Annotated in this window: 8 protein-coding genes and 2 pseudogenes; 6 read left to right on the top strand and 4 right to left on the bottom strand. The window is 40.3% G+C overall.

Annotated elements, in window-relative coordinates; translation table 11 throughout:
• Positions 1-13: 13 nt before the first annotated feature.
• Positions 14-728 (bottom strand): annotated as a pseudogene (locus tag F890_RS02580) (IS5 family transposase).
• Between the two features lie 892 nt (positions 729-1,620).
• On the opposite strand from F890_RS02580, the gene F890_RS02570 reads away from it, so the two are divergent.
• On the top strand, positions 1,621-2,310 hold the full coding sequence (locus F890_RS02570; protein ID WP_004281969.1) for a GntR family transcriptional regulator: 690 nt from the start codon (positions 1,621-1,623) through the stop codon (positions 2,308-2,310).
• A gap of 225 nt (positions 2,311-2,535) precedes the next feature.
• Here the strand turns inward: F890_RS02570 and F890_RS18465 are convergent, their stop codons facing one another.
• Positions 2,536-2,748, bottom strand: coding sequence for a hypothetical protein (locus F890_RS18465; protein ID WP_004281968.1), 213 nt, complete (start codon positions 2,746-2,748; stop codon positions 2,536-2,538).
• On the opposite strand from F890_RS18465, the pseudogene F890_RS19305 reads away from it, so the two are divergent.
• Positions 2,719-3,304: pseudogene (locus tag F890_RS19305) on the top strand (DDE transposase); the annotation flags it as partial. The gene F890_RS18465 and the pseudogene F890_RS19305 sit on opposite strands and share 30 nt — an antisense overlap.
• A gap of 19 nt (positions 3,305-3,323) precedes the next feature.
• Here the strand turns inward: F890_RS19305 and F890_RS18720 are convergent.
• Complete coding sequence (locus tag F890_RS18720) at positions 3,324-3,497, bottom strand: hypothetical protein (protein WP_004281965.1); 174 nt, start codon at positions 3,495-3,497, stop codon at positions 3,324-3,326.
• A 1,448-nt stretch (positions 3,498-4,945) separates the two neighbouring features.
• Here F890_RS18720 and F890_RS02555 point away from each other — a divergent pair.
• From F890_RS02555 to pnuC, 3 genes are read left to right on the top strand one after another with little or no spacing between them, the layout of a single operon-like run.
• On the top strand, positions 4,946-6,151 hold the full coding sequence (locus tag F890_RS02555; RefSeq protein ID WP_004281964.1) for a phosphotransferase enzyme family protein: 1,206 nt from the start codon (positions 4,946-4,948) through the stop codon (positions 6,149-6,151).
• Between the two features lie 40 nt (positions 6,152-6,191).
• The gene (locus F890_RS02550; protein ID WP_004281963.1) at positions 6,192-8,372 is read left to right on the top strand and encodes a TonB-dependent siderophore receptor; all 2,181 of its coding nucleotides are present in this window, start codon (positions 6,192-6,194) and stop codon (positions 8,370-8,372) included.
• A 28-nt stretch (positions 8,373-8,400) separates the two neighbouring features.
• Positions 8,401-8,970: a nicotinamide riboside transporter PnuC gene (pnuC, locus tag F890_RS02545; RefSeq protein ID WP_004281962.1), complete on the top strand. Its 570-nt coding sequence runs from the start codon at positions 8,401-8,403 to the stop codon at positions 8,968-8,970.
• Positions 8,971-9,147: 177 nt separating this feature from the next.
• Here the strand turns inward: pnuC and F890_RS02540 are convergent, their stop codons facing one another.
• The gene (locus F890_RS02540) at positions 9,148-10,659 is read right to left on the bottom strand and encodes an acetaldehyde dehydrogenase ExaC (RefSeq protein ID WP_004281961.1); all 1,512 of its coding nucleotides are present in this window, start codon (positions 10,657-10,659) and stop codon (positions 9,148-9,150) included.
• A gap of 201 nt (positions 10,660-10,860) precedes the next feature.
• Here F890_RS02540 and F890_RS02535 point away from each other — a divergent pair, with 201 nt between their 5' ends.
• Entirely contained in the window at positions 10,861-12,042 is a 1,182-nt protein-coding gene (locus F890_RS02535) for a sigma-54-dependent transcriptional regulator family protein (RefSeq protein ID WP_004281960.1), read from the top strand.
• The last annotated feature ends 420 nt before the right edge of the window (positions 12,043-12,462 follow it).

Raw genomic sequence — 12,462 nt, 5'->3', positions numbered from 1 at the left:
GGCGTGTTATCAATTAAGCCAGAAAGATCGCTGATAAGAAGTTTTGAGCCAATTTATCATAGCGTGTGGCAATAGCACGATATTGTTTGAGCTTGGCAAAAAAATTCTCGATCAGATGTCTTGCCTTGTAGATATGTCAATCATAATCACGCTGATCAATAGAATTACTTTTCGCTGGCATCACAACTTGACCCTTCGCCTCTAAAATTGGATCAATGACCCGATCCCTAGAGTTGTAGGCTTTATCCATAAACCAGGTCTGGCTCAACGATAAGTCCAGCAACACATCTGAACCGTTTAAGTCATGGACCTGCCCATTCGTGAGATAAAATCCTGTCGGGTTGCCTAAAGCATCAGTACGGGCATGAATTTTGGTGCTTAAGCCCCCTTTACTGCGCCTAGTCGCCTGATTTCCCCCCAGCGCTGTGTTGGTAAGCACATACAATGGGGTGGAGTCTAACATGACATATTCATTGTCAAGGTCATGTGACAGCACTTCAAAGACTCTCTGCCACACACCTGTTTTAGCCCAACGACTAAAACGAGTATGCACTACTCTAAAATCACCAAAGCGTTCGATTAAGTCTCGCCACGGGATACCTGAACGATACCGCTTCAACAAATAGTCGGTTATCTTTGGCCGTTACTCCAACAGTACCCATTCGTCCATGTAACAGATCTTTAATCTGTTCCCACTGATCATCTTTTAATGCATAGCGTTTAGTCATGAAAAAATTATGAGGACCGGTAAGATTTTCTCAAGCTAATTGATGACACCTTAATTCAAAATAAAAAACGGTTTTAAATATTATTTCTATAAATTTCAATGTTACACTGACTTATAACAGGTTTTAATTGATTCCGCTTAGATGATATATGGGACCTAAAAAATTAACTAATTAACTTATGTCCATGACAAAATTATAAATAAATGGACATATATCAATGATGTATGGTTGTTTTTTTATAATAAATAGCCTAAGTGCTCGTTAGTGAATAGATGTTTTTTTGGTGCGGTATAATTACCTGAAAATCCAGACATCAGTTATAAAATGAGATAAATTTTGAAGGACGCCAGCTTTAAACCGCAGCTTTCATTTTTTGTCTACATACAGCAGTCCAAGACGTTACCCAGTGTCACGTTACGGAACCGCACTCAGTGCGCTTGCCGGATTCAACAGTCTGGAGATCTTAGTATATTGCCCTATAAAGCTCATTTTATTAAAGATAATCTTTAATAGTCAAAGGCATTCAAATGTATAGATAGGGACTGTGTCAGGAAATGTGCTAGTAGAGGTGGGCAATAATGTCTAGAATCAAGGTACGTGATTTTCTCAGTCGACTATTACGAATAGCCGCCGATTTTGTAGATGCCTTTTAATTAGATTAGACTGTCACCACTCTCCTAGACAAATTTAGTCTATTCTTTTTGCATAAATGAGAATATTATGAGTGGACAACGATATTCTCTCAGAATCACGTATCAATCATGCTGCTAAACATTCTCATTAAAACAAGGGAATGCATCTTTTTACTGATCTGTACCTTGTTTTCAATTTTCCTCTGTTCTTTAATTTAGTACTATCTTTATCACTTATGAGCACTCACTGGATTCACTGAATGAAGTATATGGAAATCAGAGATTTGATTGAGGCTGAATTGAAAAATTACAGTTCTAATCAAATAATTCCATCCGAACGGTACTTGGCATTAAAGTTTGACTGTTCAAGGGAAACAGTGCGTAAGGCCTATGAACAGCTTCGTGCCGAAGATAAAATTTTCAAACGGCAAAATCTCGGCTGGTTCGTGAGTAATAAAAAAATTCAATATTATCCAAACTCAATTGAAAATTTTCGTTCTTATATGAAGGCACAGGGTTTTAATGCCAGAACTGAACTGATCTCGACCAGACAGCTGCAGCGATTGGATCACAGTAATCTTTTTAGCGAAGAAAATCGTAAATTGGGCTTTATTGAAATTATCCGTTTACGTTATGCTGATGATGTACCAGTACTTCTAGAATATAATTATTTACCTGTTGCGCTGTTTCCAGATGTGCTGAATTATAATGTGATTACTTCGGTCCAAGATGTCATTAAAAATCACTTTCATTATAATTACACGAGTAGTCAGTTAAAAATTAAAAATACCGGTGTGTCTCATTTTGAGAGCCAGCACTTAGGTATTCCTTTAAGTCAAACCGCCACTTATATTGAACGTATTTCAAAATCAGATGATCTAGTGATTGAATATGACATCGAAATCTGGTCACAGGACAAAATTGAAATGACCTTAGATATTCAAGCATAAGCTTATATTTATATCCTGCCCATTCAAATCCTAAGAAGTTAAATGGTTTTAGGATTTTTTTTATTTTCTTAGATTAGACCTCCTTCATAAATCATTCTTACTCAGTTGCAAATTATAAATTCCAGCAACTAGATTGAATCTCAAAAGGGGGGCTTTTAGCTCTACTGCGATAACGTTCTGAAAGTATTTTGAAAGTTTTTAGACTGCCAAATACATACTTAATTTCTATTCTTCTTTATTGATTTCCTGATTATAGATTTTTAGTTCAGGATCCAGTTTACAGCGGCTTTTGGCCTCTAATGGCAACAGGGTATTGGGATACAAAGTATAAATCCTTTGATAACCTCTATCTGTAAGAACAAAGGTTCCTGAAGGGATCTGGTTTAAATTGTGTTTGAACAATTCTAAATCAAGCGTAATTCTCAGCATGACTTTCATATCAGGATGCCAATATCAGCAAATGCCAAGAAACTTAATCCAACATTAGGGGGTATTGGGAAGTGCGTTTGATTGAAGTTGAGCAGAAAGGGAAAATTAGACGTTATATCACTTTATTAATGAACCCAAAGACACAGCCACTGATAGGCTTGGCGAAGCTTTATGCTCAGCGCTGGGAAATAGAAATGTGTTACCCAGAAATCAAAAGTGATTTACAGGAGGGCAAGCATTTGAGGAACAAGCAACCTGATTTAGTTTGTCAATAATTATGGGGGGCTTTATTGCCTACAATATTCTAAGAAGACAAATGAAACATATGGCTCAACGTGCAAAAGTCAGTCCTTTGAGAATCAGCTTTCATATTGCATCTATTGGCATTCTGAATATATTAAGATTCGACTCTTTAGACTCCGCAGGTAATTTACCTAAACATTTAGAAAGTTTACTGGAAAAATCTAAGAGATATGTTTTGCCTGAGAGGGGAGTGAGGAGTTGCCCACGAGTTGTGAAAGGAACACCACAGAAATACTCAAGAAAATGCCAGTCAATTTCTTAACTGACCGGCATCACTTTAATTAAGGGCTTTCAGATGATTCAGATTTTTTGTCTTTCTCATTTCCATAATCTAAAGCAACCTGTTGCGCTTCGGCGGCGGCAGTTGCTTCTATTGGGATGGATTCATCTGCAATAGCTACTGTTCCAGTAAATCCAAATAAGCTCAGGATTAGAATCTTTGAATACTTTTCCATCTGAATTTCCTCTGCGTTTCTAAAACTTAATTTCAGTGTAGAGGGTAAGTTTAAATTCCGATGTATGAGCTATGTCTGCATATGTAAGATATTCAGGATCCAAGTTATAGAACCTCGGGTTTATGTAAGAATACTTATCGGATGAGTTTTTTTGTAGCGTTGACTGGCCAAATACAGACCGATTTTCTTGAAAATCTTTTATAGGGAAGATAATTTAATGGCAAATTATAAAAAGAGCATAGCAATGGTCAACTGCGGTAATCCCCCTATAATAAAATCCAAGAAGACATAAACAATATGAAACCAGGTACGATGAAATAGATCAGCAATAATATTGAGTTAAATGACATGCAGGGTTTCCATACTTTCTTATTAAGTTTAGAAGAAGAAGGTGGTGTTGATATGATCGCAGTAGGTCATGAGTCTTATACAGGACATCGCCTAGTACATAAGGTTAAGTTTGAAAAGAATTAGCACCTCCTCTGAGAGATTTTTCTTTACCAGCCCTGTTTTTGTAACATCTAGTAATTTTTTTGTAACCTTATTGTTATTTATTGTTCACTTTGTTTATTATATAAAAGATGAAAGGTGGAGAATTTAAGATGCTCACTAAGGTCGAAGCCATTGTGATTTTACTAATGGTAATTGCATTAATACTCATTATTTATGAAATGGGACAAGGACTTAATTGGACTTTATAAACGCTTTCTCAGTTTAAAAAAAGTCCTCAATTGATGGCATTAATTTATTTATCAGAAGTTTCAGAATTTTGATCTTATACTTGGCTGACTAAAGATGAATAATATCTATATTGGTGATATTGTTTACCTAGTTTACGGTAGTCATCCAATGATGGTTGAAAAATTGCAGGATAATTTAGCTACTTGTATATGGTTCAGTGATAAAAAACATTTTTTCCGTGAGAATTTTCCCTTAAATATCTTAATAAAAAAAACGTAATTCAACAAAATATACCTGGGCGAATTCAAAGCTCATAGTGTACAGGTCATTTCGACCATGGCATGTGTTACTGATCTAAACAATGAATCACTGGTAGAATTTGCTGCTGAGGAACATGGATTTAAAGAGCTACTTAGTGAAGTCATGAAAATGAATTACGGTGCATTTCAAAACTATGTTATAGCTTGAACTGAGGATCAGAAAGCTTGTTTGAATTGATGTATTTCATCCGCAGATTATGCGCGAATGCTAAGAAATCTGGAGTTCGAATATTAACCAAAAAGAAGATCATTTTTTGATTTATGCGAGAGATCTATTTTATTTTTATATTTATAAGGCTAAACTTGCCTCCAATTTAATACTGGTATGTACCACTTAATTTTAGGGCGTGTCTTCAATATTAAATGTATTTAAAAATACTGTTTGCATGTTCGCCTAAACAATGATTTTCCATTATTACATAATGATCTGGCTCAGGAATATTGATAATGACCACAATGACTGATGATTTAGGTCATGGTATGGGCAATGCCTGGGAACATAAAGACTGGGCACATATTTCTGATCCAGAATTACAAAGCCTGCAGCAGCACTATTCCTGTTTACAAGGTCATTTTGAGATTTTGTGGTGTAGTCCCCGGCCATTTTCATCTGCGGCTCTGGTCAAGGTGGAGCAAGATTTTGTGAGCAGGGATGAAGCAGTCGCGCATCAGTATTTGATTAAGCGCAGCCATTGTTCCTTTCGTCGTGCCCGCGATATTTTACAGGAGCATGCCGTTCTTCAGCATTTAGCTAGCAAAGAAATTCCTGTTGCAGCATTGATTAGCTCAAATCAAGGTCTGACCGCTTTAGAGCTAGGTGACTGGACCTATGAAGTCTATGCAAAAGCAGCCGGCTTAGATCTGTATGCAGATCAGCAATCCTGGAAACCTTTTTTCTATGCTGAACATGCTGCGAAAGCGGGGCAATTACTGGCAAGCTTACATATGGCCATGCAGGATTTTCCTGAGCGGCAAGGCCGATCAGCATCTTATTTATTGTCCAATCAGCAGCTTTTAAACAGTGAAAATATCGTTACAGCCATTCAACGGCGCATTGTAAACAGTCCAGAATTAAGCCGTTACTGTGCCGACAAAAATTTAGATCCTTACTTTTTAGATCAAATCTTACAGGTTCACCAGCGTATTCAGCCTGTATTGCAACAGGCAAGCAGAATTTGGACCCATAACGATTTACACGCTTCTAATCTATTTTGGTCAGCACCGGATGCCAAAGCGGAGATTACTGCCGTAATTGATTTTGGTTTATCTGACCGAAATTCGGCACTTTATGATCTGGCTGTGACGATTGAACGTAATTTCATTGATTGGTTGGAATTAAAGCAGAACCCACATATTCCGATTGATGAAGCCGGTTTAACCGCTTTTCTCCATGCTTATTTTTCCGAGATACATCCACAAGAAGATTTTAGTATTTTGCCAGAACTGCTGAAAATCGTGCATCTGGATTTCGCTTTTTCAGAGCTGGAGTATTTTGTGGGCATTACCCACAACCTCAACCATGCAGATGCTGCTTATTACGACTGGATTATCGGTCATGTGGACTGGTTCTTTGGCGAACAAGGTCAACAATTTACCCAGACCTTAACCCGGCTCATTCAAGATGAATTGCAATCTTCTCAATGCTCTCTCTAAACCCAGCATCATCACCCACTTCACAGACATAAGGTTTCGTATGAACACTCGTCAACTCAAACAGAATGTATTAACTCGATCTTTAAATATGATCATTCTGTCGCAGCTGTGTTTAGCCCCGCTGACTTATGCTGAAGATGATGTTCGACAGCTTGACACGATTGTCATCAAAGCCGATCAAAGCATCCCTTACTCAAGTACCAAAGTGAATGTTGAGGGTTTTGCTACGGACAGTCTTCAAAAAATCCCTGCATCTGTCTCTGTCATCACAGCAGATCTCATCGCGGAACAGCATGCACGTGTACTGAGTGATGTTATAAAAAATGATGCAGCCATCGGTGATGGCTATGCCGCAATTGGCTATTATCCAAACTTTGTCTCTCGTGGCTTTGCACTCGATTTGGCATCTAGCTACCTCATTAATGGCAATGTGATTCGTGGTGAACAAAACGTCGCACTTGAAAATAAAGAACGTGTGGAAATTTTAAAAGGCATGTCCGCGATTCAAAGTGGGATGTCGACCCCGGGTGGGGTTGTGAATTATGTCACCAAGCGACCGAAAGATATTCAGGCACTGACATTCTCGGCCGATCAACACGGCCAGTTTTCAGTGGCAACTGATCTCGGTGGTTTTTTGGGTGATGAGCAACAATTCGGATATCGCATCAATCTGGTGAATGAACAGATGGAGTCTTATGTCGATCATGTCGATGGTGAACGCTATCTAGCGGCATTGGCCTTAGATTGGAAAACATCTGAGCAATCCAAATTAGAATTTGATCTTGAAGCACAGCGTTCCGAACAAAAATCAGTGCCAGGTTATCAATTACTGGATGGTAAAGTCCCAGAAAATGTGAAATGGGACCGATTGCTGGGTTATCAGACTTGGGGCAAACCGGTCACGATCGATAGTCTGAATAGCAGTTTAAAATATAGCTATGCATTGAATGATGACTGGAACTTGGGACTCGTCGCAGCCCACAGTAAATCCAAGGTTGATGATTATTCGACATTTGCTTACGGTTATTATCGAGAGGGATGTCTAGAAGCATATTCCTGTAACACGTTTGGTGAACAGGGAGAATATGATATTTACGATTATCAAAATCCTGATGATACCTATCAGACTAACCAATTTAAAATCAAGTTAGATGGTCTATTACATACTGATCGGGCGTTACATTACCTTAACTTTGATTTGACTTACACAGATAAATCTAGAAATCGTTACAACGGTATAAACCAGTACATAAATTCAGAAGACTATGTTGGTAATATTTACCAAGATACCTACGACAGGATCCCAGAAGAAGGAAATCTAGGTCCTTATTTTAAAGCTTTAGACAGTAAACAAACTGCATTGACGTTTCTTGATCGTATTGAATGGAATGAACATTGGACCACTTTGATTGGCGGAAAATGGATCGAGCTGGATGAACAAGCATATGATGCAGATCGGGTAAAAGTCCGCGATACTGATTTAGGCAAATTTTTACCGCAATTTGCGATCAGCTATAGCCCCTTGGAATCGACTACCGTCTATGCCTCGTATGCTAAAGGCCTGTCAGATGGAAAAACAGCGCCTTGGTTTGCAGAGAATGCGGCTGAAACTCTAGCACCGATCTATTCAGAGCAATATGAAATTGGTTTCAAACAACAGATCCATGATTTCCTGTTGACTGCAGCCGTTTTTGATTTACGTCAGGATAATCAATATAGCAAGCCGATTTCAGGACTTCGCTATTTTATTGCGGAAGGCGAACAGCATAGTCAGGGCCTGGAATTAGGACTGAATGGTGCATTAACCGACCATCTGGCCTTAACTTCATCTTTAGCCTTGACCAAAGCCCGTTTAGAAAATGTGGAAGCGGTTCAATATGGTAATCATCAGGCGCAAAACGTGCCAAAAGCTCGTTTCGCAACACATCTTCGCTATAACGTACCGAGCATTGCAGGTTTCACTGTTCTGGCAGGTGGTCAATACAGTTCCAGCAAATATGCCAACAAAGAGGGTGCTGCGAAAGTTGCAGGTTATAGTGTGGTTGATTTAGGCGCTGCTTATCAATTTAAGCTAAATACGACCGATGCATTGCTGCGCTTGAATATTAATAATCTGTTCAACAAGAAATACTGGCGTGATGCAGGTGAATTTTTGGGTGATGATTATTTATTCTTGGGTTCGCCGCGTACAGCAACCTTGTCATTCAATCTGAACTTCTAAATTGGCTGCTTAATCAGGTTATATTGCTATGGAAAATATAGAAATTGCAGCGTTCATTTTAAACGTTTTAGGTGTCTGGCTGACCTCCAAACAATATAAAGTCTGCTGGTTGGTGAATATTGTCGCTGTATTTTTATATATGATTATTTTTTATCGTGTCAATTTATTTGCAGACGCAGCATTACAAGCCGTATTTATCTTGATGCAACTGTATGGCTGGTATAGCTGGTCGAAGAAAAATCATGACCAGGCTATCACCGTGCAGATTGGCTATTTGAATAAAAAAATCTGGGTATATAGCCTGATTGTGGGTATTGTCGCCGGTCTGGTGATTGGCGCCTTATTTGCTCATTTCACCACAGCATCACTCCCTTGGTTGGATTCCATGTTGGCTTCTTTTAGCTTGGTGGCAAGTTATTGGGCGGCAAAAAAATATATTGAAAGCTGGGGATTATGGTGTGTGTTAGATGTGATTTATGTCGGCATGTATAGCTATAAGTCATTGTATTTAACCGCCGTGCTTTATTTTATTTTTATTCTTCTGGCACTCAATGGCTGGAGAATGTGGCGAAATCTTTATAGAGTGAAATTATCTTAAAATGACACTATTGCAAATAGAAATTTGAGGTGATGCTCTTTCCTTTAAAAAAAGTATTTATAGACTAAAAACTTTATTTGAATTGGCCGCAGCTTGAAGATGTTGCTGATATTTTGTGAAAGCTAGCTACCATACATTCAAAGCGAACCGAAGTTCGCTTTGAATGTATTTCACTTCTTAAAAGAACCCGGCTGGTTTGGTCGAATAGCTGACTAGCAAGTTTTTAGTCTGCTGATAATGATCCAGCATCATTCTGTGATTCTCACGCCCAATCCCTGATTTTTTATAACCACCGAAAGCCGCATGCGCAGGGTAGATGTGATAACAGTTAGTCCAGACCCGACCTGCCTGAATAGCACGGCCTGCACGGTAAGAGGTATGCGCTGAGCGTGACCAGACACCGGCACCGAGTCCATAAATCGTATCATTGGCGATCTTGATCGCATCATCGAAGTCTTTGAAGGTGGTCACAGCCAGTACAGGCCCGAAGATTTCTTCCTGGAAGGTCTTCATGTCATTGGTGCCTTTAAAGATAGTCGGCTCAATATAGAAACCTTGCCCCACTTCCTGACGTGCTTCACCACCAGTCAGGATCTGTGCGCCTTCTTCACGACCAGTGGCAATACAGCCCAGAATCTTGTCCTGCTGTTCCTGTGAGGCTTGCGCGCCAATCATGGTGTCAGTATCCAGCGGATGCCCGGTTTTAATCCGTTTCACCCGTTCAACGGCACGCGCCAGAAATTCGTCAGCAATACTTTCCTGGATCAGCGCACGCGATGGACAGGTGCAGATTTCACCCTGGTTCAGGGCAAACATGGCAAAACCTTCCAGCGCTTTGTCCAGATAATCGTCTTCCTGATCCATGATGTCAGCAAAGAACAGATTTGGTGATTTACCCCCCAGTTCCAGCGTCACCGGAATAATATTTTCGGTGGCATATTGCATGATCATCTGACCGACGGCGGTGGAACCGGTAAAGGCAATCTTGGCAATGCGTGGGTTGGTGGCTAGCGGGCGACCGACTTCAACCCCATAACCATTGACGATATTCAGGACACCCGGTGGCAAAATATCCTGAATCAGTTCAGCCAGCACCAGAATGCTGACCGGAGTCTGTTCTGCAGGTTTCAACACAATGCAGTTGCCCGCAGCCAGGGCAGGTGCCAGTTTCCAGACAGCCATCAGAATCGGAAAGTTCCACGGGATAATCTGACCCACGACGCCCAACGGCTCATGAAAATGATAAGCAATCGTATCTTCATCAATTTCGGAAATGCCGCCTTCCTGCGCACGAATACAGCCGGCAAAATAACGGAAATGGTCAATAGCCAGCGGAATATCGGCAGCCAGCGTTTCACGGATCGGTTTGCCGTTATCCCAGGTTTCTGCCACTGCCAGCAGTTCCAGATTTTGTTCCAGACGATCGGCAATTTTCAACAGAATATTGGAGCGGGTGGTCGGCGATGCTCTGTTCCATTGTTCTTTGGCTTTGTGCGCTGCATCCAGGGCCAATTCAATGTCTTCTACAGAAGAACGCGGAACCTTGGTAAAGACTTTGCCATCTACCGGAGAGATGTTGTCAAAGTATTCACCTTTGACCGGAGCGACCCATTCGCCGCCAATAAAATTCTCGTATTGTGCTTTAAAATGAACTTTTGAATCAGGTTGATTAGGATCGACGTAACGCATATTTATTTCCTTTGCTTATTTTCGTATGGCAAAACCGCTTCTACAGCTTTGGTATAAGGTACTTCTGCACCTTATTTGATTAATATAACTGGTATAAGGTTGGAAAAAGGTTGGAGCTAGCATGTTCACGATATTTTCATCCATTTTAAAAAAATAACGATTACAGCGGATGTAAATCATGAATTGTTGTGAGAATAAGGAATGATGACAAAACAAGATTTGATGGAAAAAAGGCACAATACTGATCAGCTTCGGCAAAACAGCAGTTTGTCTCCCTTACATGCAGAACAGCTGGGACAGAGTATTGCCAGCTCCTGGCAACGTTCATCCTCGGCTGAAATCCCGAAGAATCGTTTAGCAGCACCGCTGACGGATTTAAAAAAGACCACTTCTTCCTCAACTTTAGCCCAAGCCCTGCAACATTGTGCTCAGGATTTAAAACATATTGCCGAGCAATCTTCTATGGTGCTGGCGGTCGGAGATATCGGCAGCACCATCATTTGGGCAGCTTCTAGCCCACAAATGCAAAGTGCCGCAGAAAGTGTACATTTTATTGAAGGTGGGCAATGGCGCGAAGAGCTAGTCGGAACCAATGCATTGGCATTATCCTTAAAAACTCAACAATCCAGCTGTGTCTTTTCCAGTGAACATTACATGTCCTCCATTCATGATTGGGTTTGTTACGCTGCCCCGATTATTGATCCCTATTCAAAACAGGTCTTAGGTGTCATTGATCTGTCGACTACCTGGCCAAAGCATAACAGTTTAGCACTACTAGCTGCGGAGCGCTGTGCTACGATCATCCAGTCGGCTCTACTAGAATGCCAGAAGCAGCGCCTGTTTATTCGAGCTTTTTCAGTACCTCAAGTGCTGTTTAATGGCAAGATGCTGGTTCTGACTCCTCGACAGATTGAAATTCTGACCCTTCTAGCCTTATGTCCGCAGGGTCTGAGTCTAGATACATTGCATCAAGCCTTATATGGCGAGCGCAAGGTCAGTATGGGGACTTTAAAAGCAGAAATGTCACAGTTACGCGATGTATTAGGTGGTATGCTGGGTTCCAGACCCTATCGTTTATTGGCGCATGTAGAGGCTGATTTTTTAATGACAGAGCAATCTTTAGATGCTGGGTATATCGATTCAGCCTTGAAGTTATGTACCGGCGTATTTCTGGCTAGAACAGAAAGTCCATTTCTATGCGCTTGGAGAGATTGTCTGGAATCACGCCTGAGCGATGCCATTTTCAAGGCTAATGAAACCGATGTCTTGCTGAAACATGTGGCACATTTTCCTGAAGCGATTGATGCTGTAGAACGCCTGATTGAACTGATGCCCAAAAACCATCCCGTTCATCAGACTCTGTTAAAATATAAAAATCTTTAAAGCTGATGTAACTATCGGTACAAAGCTAAACAGTTAAAATAGGAAAATTCTGGAATATTAAGTATTATCCTTGCTTACTGTGGGTTTGCTTATTAATTTAGACTGAACCTGATCCTAAAATTTTTATCAGTGGCTACCCAGTTTGCCTAGCTGCTTGATGGGATGCTCTTCATTAAAATCAGCTACGCTTACCTTCATGTCATTTGAAGGACGCGCAGTTTATTCCTCAGAGATTAAATATGATATTAAGATCATACGACGGGAAATTTTTTCTGGCTGGAACGGGCTAAAAAAATCGTGGCATTTTTCTACCATGGGATTAATGTCGATATTCATAATGAAGGGGACTTCATAAAAAAGAAACACCCCCCGCTTTTATCCTCTTATGAAGGCAAAAGGATCAGCCAGGAACAGGAAAAT

The organism is Acinetobacter sp. CIP 64.7 (assembly GCF_000369745.1).
In the GTDB taxonomy this organism is placed as follows: Bacteria; Pseudomonadota; Gammaproteobacteria; order Pseudomonadales; family Moraxellaceae; genus Acinetobacter; species Acinetobacter fasciculus.
Note: the sequence above shows the minus strand (reverse complement) of the source record. Positions and strands in the feature narration are given on the sequence as shown.

Bases quoted from the DNA above. Each gene is read 5' to 3' on its own strand.
- F890_RS02570 (WP_004281969.1), top strand. From the start codon at position 1,621: ATGAAGTATATGGAAATCAGAGATTTGATTGAGGCTGAATTGAAAAAT.
- F890_RS18465 (WP_004281968.1), bottom strand. From the start codon at position 2,748: ATGAAAGTCATGCTGAGAATTACGCTTGATTTAGAATTGTTCAAACAC.
- F890_RS18720 (WP_004281965.1), bottom strand. From the start codon at position 3,497: ATGGAAAAGTATTCAAAGATTCTAATCCTGAGCTTATTTGGATTTACT.
- F890_RS02555 (WP_004281964.1), top strand. From the start codon at position 4,946: ATGACCACAATGACTGATGATTTAGGTCATGGTATGGGCAATGCCTGG.
- F890_RS02550 (WP_004281963.1), top strand. From the start codon at position 6,192: ATGAACACTCGTCAACTCAAACAGAATGTATTAACTCGATCTTTAAAT.
- pnuC (WP_004281962.1), top strand. From the start codon at position 8,401: ATGGAAAATATAGAAATTGCAGCGTTCATTTTAAACGTTTTAGGTGTC.
- F890_RS02540 (WP_004281961.1), bottom strand. From the start codon at position 10,659: ATGCGTTACGTCGATCCTAATCAACCTGATTCAAAAGTTCATTTTAAA.
- F890_RS02535 (WP_004281960.1), top strand. From the start codon at position 10,861: ATGATGACAAAACAAGATTTGATGGAAAAAAGGCACAATACTGATCAG.